The 17090-nt window shown below is 39.2% G+C and carries 11 protein-coding genes; 8 read left to right on the top strand and 3 right to left on the bottom strand.

Going from position 1 to position 17090, the window contains the following annotated elements; all coding sequences use genetic code 11:
• Positions 1-62 precede the first annotated feature (62 nt).
• From AC1DDK_RS03450 to obgE, 8 genes are all read left to right on the top strand, one after another.
• Positions 63-650, top strand: coding sequence for an RNA polymerase sigma factor (locus tag AC1DDK_RS03450; protein WP_337715753.1), 588 nt, complete (start codon positions 63-65; stop codon positions 648-650).
• A gap of 61 nt (positions 651-711) precedes the next feature.
• Positions 712-1887 (top strand): FecR family protein, encoded by a 1176-nt coding sequence (locus AC1DDK_RS03445; protein ID WP_337715752.1) that lies wholly within the window; start codon positions 712-714, stop codon positions 1885-1887.
• A 223-nt stretch (positions 1888-2110) separates the two neighbouring features.
• Positions 2111-5539 (top strand): TonB-dependent receptor, encoded by a 3429-nt coding sequence (locus AC1DDK_RS03440; RefSeq protein ID WP_216854371.1) that lies wholly within the window; start codon positions 2111-2113, stop codon positions 5537-5539.
• 24 nt (positions 5540-5563) lie between these two features.
• Entirely contained in the window at positions 5564-7435 is a 1872-nt protein-coding gene (locus tag AC1DDK_RS03435; RefSeq protein ID WP_337715750.1) for a RagB/SusD family nutrient uptake outer membrane protein, read from the top strand.
• 32 nt (positions 7436-7467) lie between these two features.
• Positions 7468-8775, top strand: a complete 1308-nt coding sequence (locus tag AC1DDK_RS03430; protein ID WP_337715748.1) for an IPT/TIG domain-containing protein — start codon at positions 7468-7470, stop codon at positions 8773-8775.
• Between the two features lie 84 nt (positions 8776-8859).
• Positions 8860-10431, top strand: coding sequence for a right-handed parallel beta-helix repeat-containing protein (locus tag AC1DDK_RS03425; RefSeq protein ID WP_477633840.1), 1572 nt, complete (start codon positions 8860-8862; stop codon positions 10429-10431).
• Between the two features lie 338 nt (positions 10432-10769).
• Positions 10770-11339, top strand: coding sequence for an adenylate kinase (locus AC1DDK_RS03420; protein ID WP_172660846.1), 570 nt, complete (start codon positions 10770-10772; stop codon positions 11337-11339).
• 104 nt (positions 11340-11443) lie between these two features.
• Positions 11444-12442: a GTPase ObgE gene (gene obgE, locus AC1DDK_RS03415; RefSeq protein ID WP_172660845.1), complete on the top strand. Its 999-nt coding sequence runs from the start codon at positions 11444-11446 to the stop codon at positions 12440-12442.
• Here the strand turns inward: obgE and AC1DDK_RS03410 are convergent.
• From AC1DDK_RS03410 to AC1DDK_RS03400, 3 genes are read right to left on the bottom strand one after another with little or no spacing between them, the layout of a single operon-like run.
• Positions 12439-13671, bottom strand: a complete 1233-nt coding sequence (locus AC1DDK_RS03410; protein ID WP_337715744.1) for a TCR/Tet family MFS transporter — start codon at positions 13669-13671, stop codon at positions 12439-12441. The genes obgE and AC1DDK_RS03410 overlap by 4 nt on opposite strands.
• A 59-nt stretch (positions 13672-13730) precedes the next feature.
• The gene (locus tag AC1DDK_RS03405) at positions 13731-15896 is read right to left on the bottom strand and encodes a peptidase domain-containing ABC transporter (protein WP_172660843.1); all 2166 of its coding nucleotides are present in this window, start codon (positions 15894-15896) and stop codon (positions 13731-13733) included.
• A gap of 7 nt (positions 15897-15903) precedes the next feature.
• Positions 15904-17076 (bottom strand): HlyD family secretion protein, encoded by a 1173-nt coding sequence (locus AC1DDK_RS03400; RefSeq protein WP_288879857.1) that lies wholly within the window; start codon positions 17074-17076, stop codon positions 15904-15906.
• Positions 17077-17090: the final 14 nt, after the last annotated feature.

Here is a 17090-nt window from a genome sequence, read left to right as displayed (position 1 = left end):
GAATTAATAACATATATAATTTGCGTTAATTTTTTGTAGTTTCGGCTTGGGAACCAAACCGAATGAACATTTATAATAATTACAGTGAAAAGAAACTAGTTACACTTCTTAGGGAGGGTGATGCGGATGCTTTAAGCAGTCTTTATTATTTGTATGTGAAACAATTAAAATATTTTGTGCTAAGAACAGCAAAGTCTTCGCTTCTTGCTGAAGATGTTGTTCACGATACTTTTATTAAGGTTTGGGAAAACAGAGATAAAATAGATTGTGAACAGCCATTTAAACCCTATCTGTATACTATTGCGCGCAGACACCTGCTTAATCTGTTAAAACGGGCCCAACATGAAACAAGCATAGTGGAGGAGATGCGGAAAAACGTAATTGGCGAGGAAAATGCTACGGAGCTTCTGCTTGACTATAGCGAAAGCAGCTCGATATTCAATGAAGCCATAAAAAGTTTGCCAGAACAGAGAAGAGAGGTGTTTATCCGTTGTCGCATACAAGGATTAACGTATAAACAGGCAGCAACAGAACTGGGTATTTCTGAGAGCACAGTAAATAATCAAATGGTAAAAGCGCTTAAATCAATAAGGGGATTTATCACTATGCGCAGTGCAGTAATCGTACTAATGGCTGCAATAATAAAATAATTATTTTTTTAGGATAGATGTATCGTTACTCCCATTTGTATTAGTTACAAAAGGAGAGAAATTGAACAACGAAATCATACACCTGTTTACAAGGTATTTAAATAATCAATGCAGTAAAACCGAACTTGAAAGGGTTTTTAAGCTCATTGAAGAAGGAAGTAATAAAAGTGAATGGGATTTTGTGCTCGCAGAAGAAGCTTCCAGATTGGTAGGTAGTGACCATCGGGCAGAAATGTCTTTAGATGAAATCACCAGACTTTACGGTAAAATACAAGATAGCATTAGTGAAGAAGGGCATAAAATTGTTGTTCTTCGGGACAGGAATTTGTATTGGAGAAAATTTGCTGCTGCAGCAATCATTCTGATCACTTTAAGTGTAGGTACTTTTTACTATTCGTCCAGACTAGATACCAAGTCTGATAAATTGGTTCATGATGTAGCTCCTGGTGGAAATAAAGCGGTACTCACCCTAGCGAATGGAAAGAAAATAGTTCTTACTGATGCTAAAAACGGAGCGCTGCCCCCACAATCCGGTGTTACAGTTACTAAATTAGCCGATGGGAAAATTGTTTATACCTTAGAACCAGGTAAGGTTGCAAATGCAGCCCCCAACACTATAGAAACACCAAGAGGGGGCCAATATCAAGTGGTTTTACCAGATGGAAGTAAAGTGTTTTTGAATGCAGCATCTTCATTGACATACCCAATCTCTTTCGTTGCACTGAGGGAAAGACGAGTGGAATTAAAAGGTGAGGCCTACTTTGAGGTCGCGAAGGATAAAAGCCATCCTTTTATAGTTAAGACACAAAATCAGGAGATAAAAGTTCTGGGAACTCATTTTAATATCAATAGTTATGCTGATGAACCATTGACCAAAACGACGCTTGTGGAAGGATCTGTGTTGGTTAAGGCCTCAGGTATACAGCAAATACTTAAACCCGGAAGTCAGGCTATAAATGGATACGATGGGTTAAGAATTGTCGAGGCAAATATGGATGAGGTTTTGGCCTGGAAAAATGGATACTTTATGTTCGATAGTGAAAGTATCGAATCGGTAATGAGAAAGATTTCGCGATGGTATAATATAGATGTGGCATTTAAAGGAAATGTTTCCAAAGACAAATTTGGCGGTACAGTGAGTCGTTTTGCGAATGTGTCACAAGTACTCAGAAAATTAGAATATACAAATAAGGTTCACTTTATAATTGAAGAAGGGAGGATTACAGTTACCAAATAACTACATAAAATCAATAAAGTAATCTTGGGTTTAGCGAATTGTTTTGGTAAAAACTGCCCTCGCTAACAGAAAATAAAAAAAAGCCAGAAGTGCTTGCAACACAACTGGCTAATGCCTGGATTACTAAGTCAACAAACTTGCGATTCAATCAACTTTAACCAGCGAACCTGTTATTGAGCTTTAATAAGTGCAATAACCAACTCGCTAATAACCAGACCAACAAATGTATAAAAATTATGCTAACCAACTTGGTATGCTCAAAAAGTATATCAATAAACTACTGCTGATTATGCGACTAACCACCGTAATATTAATAGCAACCATGATGCAGGTGAGTGCAGTAGGTTTTGCGCAAAGGATCACGCTTTCGGAAAAAAAAGCGACCCTTAAGCGTATTTTTAAGGAGATACGAAAACAAAGCAATTATGATTTTTTATATACCGAGGAGCTATTGCAAAACGCAAAGACGGTAGATATCAAAGTTAATTCTGTGGAACTGAATGAGGTACTGGAAAAGATTTTCAGCGGCCAGCCCCTGTCTTATACTATTGAGGACAGAACTGTTGTGATTAGAGAAAAGGTTAACGGCCTTTTAAAAATAAAGCCCGTTGTTGCCCGGGCTATTGACATACGTGGCCGTGTGCTGGATCCGCAGGGCAAAGGAATACCTGGTGTAACAGTTCGGATAAAGGGTGAAACAGGCGGCGGGACTACCAACAGTAATGGAGATTTTAGCATTGCTGTTACTTCGCCTAATGCTATCCTTATTTTTTCTTACACTGGTTTTATTACTCAGGAAGTTTCTGTTAACGGTCAGAATGCCATAAATGTGGTGCTTAAAGAGGCAGTTGATGAGCTTTCGGAGGTTGTGGTAGTGGGCTATGGTACCCAGAAAAAGATTACGGTAACCGGTTCCATCAGCTCTGTGAATATGGCTGATATGAGAACCCCGGTTGCAAATCTTTCTAACGCATTGGCCGGAAAAGTAGCTGGTATTATCTCTATGCAATCAAGTGGAGAACCTGGGTACGATAATTCACAGTTTACTATTCGTGGTTTGGGAACATTTAACGGTGGAAACACCTCGCCGCTTATCATCGTGGATGGTGTTCAGCGAGATGATGTGAACAGTGATTTTGGGGGTTCATTTAATAACATAGATCCTGAGGATATCTCCAGCATTTCCCTGCTTAAAGATGCCTCTTCAACAGCAATGTATGGTGCAAAAGGCGCCAATGGCGTATTGATCATTACCACAAAAAGAGGGGTAGAGGGTAAACCTAAGATCTCTTTGAAAGCTGAAAATGGGTTGACCGGTTTTACGGAAAGACCAAAGATGCTGGATGGAATTCAATATATGGAATTGTTAAATGAAGCCAGAACCAATATGGGGCTTCTGCCTAATTTTTCTGAGGAAACTATTCAGAAAACTGCGAGCGGTCTTGACCCTTATCTGTATCCAAATGTAAACTGGATAGATGAGGTATACAAAAGTCATTCTTCATTAACTAATGCGCACTTAAACATAAATGGGGGTACTGAATCTGTTCGATATTACATTTCGACCTCTTTTTATAATCAAAAGGGCCCATATAAAGTTTCAAATTTGAATGGTTTTAATCCCAATCTGGATTTTAAGAGATATGACTTTAGAAGTAATATTGATGTAAATGTGACTAAAAGTACTTTGCTTCAGCTAAATCTTGGGGCAATGTTGGTAAATTCCCGTTACCCGGGTATTTCTGCAGGTAGTTTATGGTATCAGTCTTATGCTACCACACCAGTTGCCTATCCTACAAGATATCCTGATGGTAAATGGGCAGGCCCCACAACAAATGGTGGTTCCAATCCTTTAAATGAGGTTCAGAACAATGGCTACTCTGATGAGTTTAGGCCTGCAGTTCAATCCGTATTTACTGTAAATCAAAAATTGGATGTGGTCACTCCTGGTTTGTCGTCTTATGCAAGATTTTCATTTGACAGTTACGGACAGTTTGATAACAGAAGATCAGGTATAAACGACAATTGGCAAGCGATTGGTCGTGATGGTAATGGCGAATTGATGTTTACACAGACGAGAATTGGACAGCAATTTTTAGGTTATGGTCGATCTTCTGCTGGTGAGCGGATGATGTATTTAGAGGGGAATATTAATTATGATAGAACCTTCGGAAATCATCGATTTGGCGGAATGTTTTTATATAATATGAGGAACAGGCTGAAAAGTACAGCTGAGGATGTGATTGGCTCCATTCCATTCCGTAATCAAAGTTTGGCCGGAAGGATTACCTATGGCTATATGGATAAATACTTACTTGAAGTGAATGCGGGGTACACGGGTTCCGAGAATTTTGAAAAAGGTAAGAAATTTGGAGTTTTCCCTTCAGTATCCGGAGGCTGGGTGATCTCTAATGAAAGTTTCTTTAAACCATTTACCGAGACGTTCAGTCTTTTAAAACTTCGTGGTTCTTATGGTGTTGTGGGTAATGATAATATAGGTACTGGGAATAGATTCCCTTATTTAACACAAATTGGTGGAGGTGGAGGTACCGGATTCGGATTAAATGGAACATATTATGGTAGTTTAACTGAAAATTTAATAGGTATTGAAAACTTAACCTGGGAGAAGTCTTACAAAGGAGATATCGGACTTGAGATCGGTTTGTTTAATAAGTTCAACCTAATTGTTGATGCTTTTGATGAAAGACGTAAAGATATTTTAATCAGAAGAGAATCAATTTCTTCAATTGGCGGCTTCGGTTCAACTGCGATCTTTGCCAATTTAGGTGAAATGAGTAATCGGGGTATAGATGCAAGTATTGAGTATAATGATCAGATAGGCGCCGTAGGTGTGCGTGTGTTTGGAAATGTAACCCACAGTAAAAATAAAATTACTTTTGCAGACGAGCCTAAAAGAAAGTTTGCCTACCAAAGCGCGGCAGGATATGCATCTAATGAATTTATGGGGTATGTTGCTGACGGATACTTTACCGATCAGGATGATATAGACTCACGTCCGGAACAAAAATTCGGGACAGTGCAGCCAGGGGACATTCGTTATCTGGATCAGAATGGAGATGGTGTTATTGATGCCTATGACAGTAGAAGGTTAGGTAAGTCGCCTTTCCCTTCCTGGTTGTATGGGGCTGGTTTCTCTTTAGCTTATAAACGATTCGATCTTTCGTTATTTTTTCAGGGAGTGGCTGATGTAGGGATTATGGCAAATGGATCAGAGATTAGGGGAAATGGCATGGGCGTAGACGGGGTAGGTGTGATACCTTTCTCCGGCTTAGGTCAATATCAAAACAATACCCTGGCTAAAGTTTTAGATAGATGGACCCCGGATAATCCTCGTCAGGATGCATATTATCCTCGTTTAACTGTGGGTGGTCTTTCCGATAACAACTATTTAAACAGTACACACTGGCTTAAAGATGGTTCTTATATCCGTTTAAAACAGGCTTCTCTGGGATATACACTTACGTCAGAATCTATGAAAAAAGCAGGTGTACCGGTATTGTACTTTTATACATCAGGTCAGAACCTGCTGACCTTCAGTAAATTCAAAATATGGGATCCGGAATTGGGATCTAATGGTGCAAAGTATCCCATTACAAGAATGGTAACTTTTGGTTTAAGGGCGCAGTTTTAATAACCATTACTTAAAATGATTACAATGAATAACTTATATAAAAACTTTCTATCTATCGGCAGTATTGCACTTTGCATATTGTTGTTTAGTCTTGGTTGTAAATATTTAGATAAAACACCTGATAATTTGCTTACTTCTGATATGCTTTGGCAAACCAGAGCAAATGCGGAATCCTATCTGAATCAGATTTATAGTCATGTTTCAATTCCAGCAGATACCTATAGTATGCTTGGTGCAAGTGATGAAACCTCATGTAGTATCCAGGGGGTTGCCGTTCGTAAAATGATTACTGGAAATTGGAATGCTCAGAGTAATTATTGGTATTACTGGGGTGATAATTATGCCGGTATCAGACAAAGTATTGTATTTGAGCAAAATATTGATAAAATGTCTGAGAGTTTAATCGGTGCAGATTTGAAAAAGCAATACAAAGCAGAAGCTATCTTTTTAAGAGGTTGGTTTTACTGGAAATTATTAAGACAATATGGGCCTTTTGTTAAGGTGACTGAATTATTGAGTCTTAATGACGACTATAATAAATATCCTCGTAGTCCATTTAATGAATGTGTTGATCACATCAACTCCTTATTAGACAGAGCAGCGGCTGATTTACCTGATGCCTGGTCTTCTTCGGTAAACTATGGCAGAGCAACCAAAGCATCCTGTCTTGCTGTTAAATCGCAAGTAACCTTATTAGCAGCGAGTCCGCTGTGGAATGGCAACCCAAAGTTTGCAGGGTTTAAAAATAATGACGGTACTTCTTTAGCGCCGTTGCAGTATGATGCAAATAAATGGAGAGCAGCTGCTGATGCCGCTAAAGCGGTAATTGACCTGCAGGGTTATAAACTATTTACAAATATTGATGAAGGTGATGCTCAGTTTGATCCGTACCTATCTTTCCGTAACCTGTTCCTGACAAACTGGAACAATGAAATACTGTTCTCTACCAATATGGCTGGTTCATGGCAATGGGGACATGAGGTGCGTTGTGCACCTAAACCAGGTGGATTTGATATGCAAAATGCAACGCAGAATGTTGTAGATGCCTTTTATATGCGTAACGGAAGGACTATTGATGATCCACAAGCTCAGTATGTGGAAACAGGTTTTGTGCAGTCCGATGACCCGGCCAACTGGGGTAAATCCAGAGATGGCTTAAACAGAGGTTATGTTAAAGGGAATTCAAATATGTACGTTAATAGGGAAGCACGGTTTTACGTGAGTATTCAATACAATGGTAAACCAGTTCTACCTGCGCCTACTGCGGATGACAGGAATTTCTTCTCTTCAGACGCAAATAAGGATGGTACCGGACGTGCTGAGTTTTACTACTCAGGAAAATCGGGCGTTGGTGTAAACAATAATGGAGATATTACCGGTTACGATGTGTTAAAAAATGTGAGCCCTGCTTCTAATATAAGAACCAGTTCTGTGACCTACCGTCCTTTTATTCATCTGCGTCTTGCTGAAATGTATTTGAATTATGCAGAGGCATTGAATGAGGTGGAGCCAAGTAACACGGATATATTAAAATATGTGAATCTGGTAAGACAGCGGGCAGGTGTGCCTAATTTGGAAACTGTTTATCCGGGAGCTGTAGGCAATCAGGATGAAATGAGGAAATGGATTTTGAGGGAAAGGCAAATAGAATTGGCTTTTGAAGGTGATAGGTACTTTACCTTGATCAGAAGGTTGATGATGGGGGATCCCAAAGTGCAAAGCATTTATAGAATGAATACCATTACAAACGATGGTAACCAGGGTTTTGCTTTTGCTGATTTTAACAAAAGAACCTTGCTTCAAAACAGAACCTGGACTGATAAGATGTACTTATTTCCTATTGCACAGGATGATATTGATAAAAATTCATCTTTAGTACAAAACCCGGGTTGGTAATGGATTCATCATTTATTAATACGTATAAGAATATGAAAAGATATATAAATGCTTGCTTACTTATTGCCGCTTTCCTGTTGGTAGTGATTGCAGGATGTAAAAAGGATGAAGGATTTAAACATGATGATTCCTCTCCAATAACAATTGATAAAATACTTCCTGAGAAAGGTAGTGGTGGTACTGAAATATTAATTAACGGAAGTAATTTTACTACCGATACCTCAAAGATTAGGGTAACACTGAATGGTAAGCCGTTAAAAGTAGTTGGCGTTAATGGTAAACAGTTGATGGTTGTGGTGCCTAAAAAGGCAGGTTCAGGTGCGATTACCGTAAAAATTGGTGATAAAACTGCGACAAGTACAAGTACTTTTACTTATGAATATACAAGAACTGTAACTACACTAGCCGGTTCTGGAGTTGCAGGATTTGCAAATGCGCAAGGTACAGATGCCATGTTTAATTTTAGTGGGGAATCCTGGTACAGGGCCAGTGGTATCGTTGTTGATGATCAGCTTAATGTATATGTAACCGATGTAGGTAACCATTGCATTAGAAAAATTGATAAGGATGGCAACGTGACAACTTTTGTAGGTAATCCAACGAGTGGCGGTTATGCCGACGGGAAAGGCACTGCAGCTAAATTTAGTATTCCTTATGGGCTTACAATAGACCCTGAAGGTAATTTGTATTGTGTTGATCCTGGGAATTGGGACATTAGAAAAATAACACCTGATGGTACAGCTAGTCTTTTGACCTGGGCGAATCAAGAGCCCTGGAGTGTGGTTTTCGATAAGAAGAGCGGTAATATTTTTTATGCAAGTTGCAATTCTCCAGGTAATGTATATCAGGTGACACCAGCTGGCGTAACGAGTCAGGTTATTGCAGGGTTGAACTATCCATCAGGACTTGCTTTTGATAATACGGGGAATCTGTTTGTTACTGTACATGGAGATCAGGTCATTAAAAAATACGAATCCTCTAACTGGATCGGCACAACCGCAGCAGGATCTGGGTCGGTTGGTTATGAAGATGGACCAGCTTCATCCGCTAAATTTGCCTATCCATGGGGTATGACAATAGATGCCTCAAATAATTTGTACATAGCTGGAAATGGCTCTGGAGGCGGGAGTACTTCTAATCCAGATCAAAGTATCCGTTATGTAGATGGCCTGACTTACTCAGTAAGTACTTTCGCTGGATCTGCAAATGCGGGAAATGTAAATGCTGTTGGCAAAGCTGCAGCATTTAGTGCGCCTTCCGGAGTCGCTGTGGACAAGAATGGAACCGTATATGTGTTGGATAAAAACAACAATAGCATTCGAAAAATAGTTTCGGAATAAACAACTCCTTTAATTTTAACATACAAACTTGCTAACCAATTAAAAGTAAATAGCTTTTAATTGGTTAGCTCTTGAATTTAAGTTATGAATACATCAAAGCTAGGGTATTTTAAGCGCATCTTTTTTTTAGGGATCATCATGTTGAATTATGGTGTTTTATCTGCATGCAGTAAGAAAAGTTCCTCAGCAGGTTCGGATAAACCAGAAGGACAAGCTTCTGGAAAAGACATCTATGTGGCTGTCAACGGAAATGACTCAAATAGCGGGACATTGGAGGCTCCGGTAAGTACGATTAATAAAGGACTTGAATTGGTTACTCCCGGTTTTACGGTTTTTGTAAGAGGTGGTACTTATAAGGAAAAAGTCTCTTTTGCTAAATCTGGCAGAAAGGATAAGCTGATTACTTTAAAGCCATATCAGGGAGAAAAAGCGATTATTAGTGGTGATGGCCTTTCTGTGTCTGGTAACGAAGCACTGGTTACAGTAAATAATGTAAGCTTTATTGTAATTGACGGTTTCGATATTTGTGATTTTAAAACCACTAATGCCTGGGCCAATGTTGATGGAATAGTAGTAAAAGGCGGTTCAAGTAATATTACCCTACGAAAGAATCGGGTATTTAATATCGAAAATAATGCCGCCCCCGAATTGGGTAGAAGTGGACATGGTATTCATATTATAGGCAATACTAATGTGGCACTTACAAAGATTTTGGTCGAGGAAAATGAGGTTTTTGACTGTAACACGGGTTATAGCGAAAACTTGACGATAAATGGATACGTGGATGGTTTTGAGATCAGAAAAAATAAGGTTTACAACGGTGAAAATATAGGCATTGTGGCTGCTGGCGGTTATGCTGCAAATCCCAACCCTTCGTATAATTATGTTCGCAATGGTATAATTGCCGACAATGAAGTTTTTAATATAGATGGGAAGACAGGACCAATTCCCGCCTATAAGGACCATAACGGTGCTATCGGCATTTATATTGATGGTGCCAGAAATATTTTGGTTGAAAGGAATCTGGTTAGAGATAGTGGCAGGGGTATAGGGATTGTTAGCGAAACAGATAATTTTCCCACTCAGGAGTGCATCGTCAGGAATAACGTAGTATACAATTGTTCATTGGGTGGAATTTATATGGGTGGATATATAGGTTATACCGGGGGAGGTACCAATAAATGTTATGTAGTGAACAATACTGTCTATCACAATAGCAAAGATTTGGGCTACTCAAATGAAGTTGAGGGAGAGATTAGACTAACAGAGAATTGCAACGATAATGTGATTAGAAATAACATTATTTATCCGAGACCAGATAGAGGCGTTTTTATCAATAAACAAGTTACTGGCGGTACAAATAATGTTGTTAGCGACAACCTGTATTATTCAGAAGGGTTAAGTATTTGGCGCTGGAATAATGTTCCTTATACTGATTTTAATTTGTGGAAAGCTGCTTGCGGTGGTGATGCTGGCTCTTTATGGGGGGCAGATCCTTTGTTTGTAAATAAACTAATTTATKATTTTCATCTTAAATCTGCCTCGCCTGCAAAAAATACCGGAACAGTTATTTCTGCTGAGATAAATGGTACAACCGACAAGGATGGGAAGACTCGTATTGTGAATAATTTGATTAGCAAGGGGGCCTATCAATAGTCTTTAATAAAGATTTGGCCGCCCTGCATTGACCCTTGACGAGGGTTATTTGTAAAAAAATCAATATAGTAAATTAATAATTATATATTTGCAGGCTAAAAAGTAACCTTCTTTTCTCGGTATTTGTTGAGATTAATGAATTGAGAACTGGAGAGTTATCACAACTGATTTAATAGGTATAAGTAAATTATTTTGAATGGTTAAATCTCTATTTGTAGAAGTTAATTTTATTAGATCTTCAATAAATTTCTTAGAGATTTTTAACTGTGAATGTATAAATAACAACCAAAAGCCTTACTGCTTGCGCAGAAGGCTTTTTAACTTTAAAGACAACCCGAATGCTTAATTTTGTTCTCTTTGGCCCACCGGGTGCAGGCAAAGGCACCCAATCAGAAAAATTAATTGAGAAGTATCAATTGATTCACATTTCAACAGGCGACCTTTTTAGGGCCCATATCAAAAATCAATCTCCTTTAGGACAACGCGTGAGTGCCCTGATTGCAGAAGGGCAACTTGTTCCTGATGAAATTACGATTGCTATGCTGGAGGAAGAAGTTGATAAAAATCCAAATGCTAAAGGATTTATATTTGATGGTTTCCCGCGTACGGTTCCTCAGGCCGAGGCTTTAGATGAGTTTCTTGAGAGTAAAGGAAGTTCAATCGCTGGCGTAATTGCACTTGATGTGGATCAGCAGGAGCTGACTAAGCGTATTGCGCAAAGACAAATTGAGACAGGTCGCGTTGATGATCAGGCTGATAAATTGCAAAAACGTATAGAAGAGTACTTCAGCAAAACGATTCATGTTTTGCCTTATTATGAAGGACAAAATAAGCTAAGTAAGGTGAATGGTATCGGAAAGATCGATGACATTTTTGCTGATTTAAGCGCTGTAATAGATAAATACTAGATCAATAATAATACAAGTAGCGGGGCGAATTTTTAGTTCTTCCCGCTATTTTCATATATCCTGAAAAGTTTTTTCAGGCTTATTTTTTTTAAAAATAGAAGGTTATGTCACAAGGTTCCAATTTTGTAGATTATGTTAAAATATGCTGTCGCTCTGGAAAAGGAGGGTCGGGCTCTGCACATTTGCACCGGGATATAAGAACTTCTACAGGTGGGCCTGATGGGGGTGATGGTGGTCGTGGTGGACACATTATATTAAGGGGAAATGCTCAGTTCTGGACGTTGCTTCACTTAAAATACCGTAAGCATATTATCGCTCAGGACGGCGCGCCAGGCTCTAGTGGTACCTCAACAGGAAAACAAGGTAAAGATGAAATCCTTGATGTTCCTCTGGGTACTATTGCCAAAGATGCCGAAACCGGAAATGTTCTTTTTGAGATTACTCAGGATGGCGAAACCAAGATACTTACTCCGGGGGGAAGAGGAGGCTTGGGTAACTGGCACTTTAAAACTCCTACTTTGCAAACTCCACGTTTTGCACAGCCAGGAGAGTCGGGCAAGGAAGAATGGATGGTGCTTGAACTTAAGGTTCTGGCTGATGTTGGTCTTGTTGGATTCCCTAATGCCGGTAAATCAACTTTGTTATCTGTACTTTCGGCTGCTAAGCCAGAAATTGCCGATTATCCATTTACAACGATTGTACCTAATCTGGGTATAGTGTCTTACAGAGATAGCAAATCTTTTGTAATGGCAGACATTCCCGGTATTATAGAGGGAGCTTCTAAAGGTAAAGGATTAGGTTATCGGTTTCTCAGACATATTGAACGTAATTCAGTATTGCTATTTATGGTACCGGCGGATACGCAAAGAACCATAGCCCAAGAATATGAAATACTTAAAGCAGAGCTTAAGGATTACAATCCTGAGCTGATGCAAAAACCACATTTACTGGCCATAACCAAATCAGATATGCTTGATGAGGAATTGGTAGCAGAAATGAAAAAGGAGCTTCCTAAAAATATTCCTTCCATATTTATTTCATCTGTGGCACAAAAGGGATTGGTTGAATTAAAAGATATGCTTTGGGCAGCTATTAATAGCTAAGCATTCTTTCGGTTCATAAACGAATGACCTTTCATTGTTCTATAAGCAATTAACACACTAATTAGCATTAATACAGCTCCGGCAAGAAACGGTGCTCCCGCAAATTTAATTGCAGCGCCAGGGCTTGTAAACCATGCAAATAAGTTTGTCATGAATAGAGGCCCTATAATTGCGGTTACGCTCATTAAACTTGTTAATGCACCCTGTAATTCGCCCTGTTCGTTTTGAGGGACATTGCCAGACATAATTGCCTGTAAAGCAGGGCCTGCAATTCCACCAAGACAATAAGGCACAAGGAAAGCAAACATCATCCAGGTTTCTGAAGCGAAGGCAAAAAGAAACAAGCCTACGGCGTATAATATGAAACCCACGTAGATACTCTTCTCATTGCCCAGTCTGGGATTAATGAACCGGATTAGTCCACCTTGCACTGCGGCTACAAGTACGCCTACCACCGTTAAGGAGATTCCTATCATAGAGGTGCTCCACTTAAACTTCTCTATATTGACAAATGTCCAGGTACTTTGCACAGAATGGCTGGCTATGTACAGGAAAACAAGCGCTATAATTAAGCCGCCAAGACCTTTATATTTTTTAAGCTGCATTAATGACCCAAGCGGATTGGCTCTTTTCCATTCAAAGGCACGCCTGTGTTCTTTATCTAAAGACTCTGGCAATACAAAATAGCCATAAACCACATTAACCAATGTTAATATTGCGGCGGCTATAAAAGGTACACGTGGCCCGATTTCTCCAAGTAAACCTCCTAATGCCGGACCGATAATAAAACCTACTCCAAATGCGGCACCAATCATTCCAAAGTTCTGCGCACGGTTTTCGTTTGTACTAATGTCGGCTATATAGGCTGTTGCAGTGGTCATACTTGCACCAAAGATGCCAGCTATGATACGGCCCACAAAAAGCCACCAGATGGTAGGTGCAAGGGCAAGGAAAATATAATCTATTCCGAATCCGAAAAGAGATAAGAGAAGAACAGGCCGCCGACCATATTTGTCACTAAGATTTCCTATAATAGGCGCGCAAACAAATTGCATAATGGCGTAAACAAAGGTAAGCCAACCACTCCATTGGGAGGCCTGGCTAATATTGCCACCAATGAGCTGTTCAATTAATTGAGGAAATACGGGAATGATAAGGCCAATGCCAATAACATCAAGTAGTAGGGTAATAAAAATAAAACTTAACGCAGCCTTTCGGGATGTTGCCATAAATTATAGAAATGTTTTAGACCGCGTAAGGTATAACATTTGAGTGGGAAAATAAAGAGCTATCCGTGTGTTATTAATTGCGGAGTTTGCAATTTCCAGAGGTTTGCATAAGCAGAGTTTTTGTTGAACAAAAGCTCATTATGTGTCCCTTCCTCAACAACAAGACCTTTGTCTAATACAATGATCTTATCCGCATTGTTCAGCGTACTTAGGCGATGGGCAATAACAATTACTGTTTTATGTTGAACTTTTAATAGATCAATCATTCTTTGCACATGCTGTTCAGACGCAGAATCCAATGAAGAGGTAGCTTCATCAAGAATAAGAATCTCGGGATTACTATATATGGCCCTGGCTATCGCTATGCGTTGTCTTTGTCCGCCTGACAGGGTAGTGCCATTTTCGCCAAGATAGGTTTGAAATCCTGATGGTAAAGTTTCTATAAAGTCAATAATTCCAAGCTGGGTAGATATATCTATGATCCTTTGCATGTCGGGTTCATAATCTCCAACAGCGATATTGTCGATAACATTACCTGCAAATAGATCAATCTTTTGCGGTACAACAGAAACCACATTCCGAAGAGAGGAGTTGCGAATATACTTGAGGTCGTACTTGCCAATACTCACATTTCCTTTTTGTATCGGATAGATGTTTTGGAGTATAGACATCAGCGTCGATTTACCAGAACCACTTTCTCCAACAATCGCTGTAAATTTACCTTTAGGTATTCTAAGGTTAAGGTTTTCAAATACGGTAACTCTTGTTCCGTAACGGAAAGAAACATTTTCAAAATGAATGTCACCTATTTTATCAGGAGTAAGGTCAATTTGATTTTCATCGTTTTCCCGCTCCAGGTCCATTATTTCAAACAATCTATCTGCTGCAATAACGGCATCCTGAACGGTCCTGTTCATGCCAATCAAAGAAGATACCGGCCCGGTGAAATAACCTATAAGGGTGTAGAATGATAAAAGCTCGCCGGGAGTGATTTTACTTTCCAGTACATAACCGGCACCTACCCATAACAATATAATGGTTAACAAACGAGAAACCAATTCAGAGGATGTTCCAGAAAAAACAGCGTTAATGTTCGATTTAAATCCAGTTTGCAACAGTTTAATAAAGCGTGTTTCCGTTTTTTCATTGGCATGTCCTTCTAACCCGAAGCGCTTTATTGTTCCTATTGCATTTAAGCTTTCAACCAATTGTGATTCCAGTTCAGCCGAATCTTCCATTAGTTTTCTCTGCGCTTTTTTGTTCAGTTTATTGGTTATATAGTATATCAGCAAATACAAAGGAATTACTGTTAGCATGATTAAGGCCAGCTTCCAGTAGTAAGTAAACATCATGATAAATGAGAAGAACACAATAAAGATATTTACCAGAAAATTTATGCTCACATCATTTAAGAACGTCCTGATCTTTACCGCGTCATTAATTCTTGAAATGATTTCGCCCACACGCATGGTATCGAAAAATTGTTGAGGCAGTTTTAACAGGTGTTTATAGTATCCTAATATCAGCTGAGCATCTATCATTTGCCCTGTTTTGAGGGTAAAGATGGTTTTTGCTGTACCAATAAAGAGTTGCAGGGCTAGAATGATGATCATTCCAATACTCATTAAGTTGAGTAAATTTCTGTTGCCATCTACAAGAACAAAATCTACCAGCTTTTGAACAAATACAGATGTAGACAAGCCCAGGATCGTATATACAATTGCGCCAAACAAGGCCTGAATCAGGATGCTTTTGTGTGGTCTTATCAGGTTCCAGAAACGGCCCTGTACAGATACCTTTTCATTCCCCGACTGGAATTCTTCAGCCGGCAGAAGCAGTACTAAAGCGCCGGTCCATTCTTTTTTAAACAGCTCGTGACTTTTGCGGTGCATCTGTCCGTCAATAGGATCCATCACCTCTACATACTTATTGGTAACCTTGTAAATTACTACATAGTGTTGCAGAATATCATGCACAATAAGATGTGCAACGGCCGGTTTGGGGATTTTAAACAAACTTTCAAATGGGCCTTTAACTCCCTTAGCCTCAAAACCCAATTTCTCGGCGGCTTCTACCATGCCAAGTACATTGGTTCCTTTTTTGTCGGTGCCTGCCAATTGTCTGATGCGTGCAACAGGCAAATCCAATTTATAGTGGGATGCTATAGAAGCAAGGCAAGCTGCTCCACAGTCGGTTATATCGTGTTGTTTTACTTTGATGCTCATAGCCTTCTCATATCGCTCCGCTAACATTTGGATTTACCCAATCATCTACCTTGTCGTATAGCAATTGGTATAAACTTCTTTCGGTTACCGTAAAGCGGGCAGTAAAATTCATACCCTTTTTTAAATAGCCCTTGTAACCATTTTTTAACATTAAATAATTCTGGTCCAAACTGCATTTTACTTTAAATACAGGTTGGTTATTATTAATTATAATGATGTCGTCAGAAATATCGAGCACTTTACCCTCAGCCAAACCCCATTGGTTGTAATTAAAAGCATCTATTTGAAAGCGTACTTCCTGCCCTTTCTTAATTAAGCCAATATCTGCTGGTTTTATATAGCAAAAGGCCGTTAGGTTGGTATCAGGAGATATTTCTCCTATTTTTTGATTGGCAAAAACGTAGGCTCCTTTTTGAAGACCAACCAAATTTTGTAAAGATCCGGCAATAGGGGCCCTTAATATGTATTGTTTTTTTTGTTCGTTTATTTCTACCTGTTGACCTGAAAGCTCACGCAATTCATTTCGCAATTGGTTTGCTTCGGTTTGCCATTGGGTTTTATATTTTGTACTTACCATCAAAAAGGCAGATTCTGCTTGTTCAAGTTCGAATTTGTACTTATCGTATTCAGATTCTGTAAGCACTTTATTCTGGTATAACTTGCTGTATCTGTTGAAGGTGCTTTCTGCTTGTTTTTTTGCTATTCGCGCATTTTCAAGTTCTTGGGCAAATTGTTGCCATGCAGCATTATATTGGCCTGTTTGAAGGCTAGGGTAGCTGTATCCGTTTCGATTAATGTAAATTAACAGCATATGTATATCCTGCAGGAACTGTCCAATTTGTCCCTGACGGTTTTGTACCAAAGCACCCTGCTGTTTGGGTAGTGCTCCATCAATGATTAAGAGCGTATCGCCTTGTTTAAGTTTCTTATTGTCTGTAAGCTTAAGCAGCGTAAGTCTGCCGTTTACAGGTATTGTTAGCTCCGTTTTTTCAACTGAAGATTGTAATAGTCCAGTGCTTTTTACACTTATTGGCGTTTTTATAAATGGGAGTGCGGCAAAAGTTCCAAGGATTGCAAAAACTGCAATCAGGTATATGAGCTTGGTTGAATTACTGATTTGTGATCGATAAACAAGTGAGGTGCTTGAAATTGTTTCGGCGGAATAGGTAGAAAGGGGCATATAGTTGGATATTA

This window comes from Pedobacter sp. 05T44, assembly GCF_056395985.1.
The sequence above is the reverse complement of the archived record's forward strand: the minus strand, read 5'-3'. Positions and strand labels throughout refer to the sequence as shown.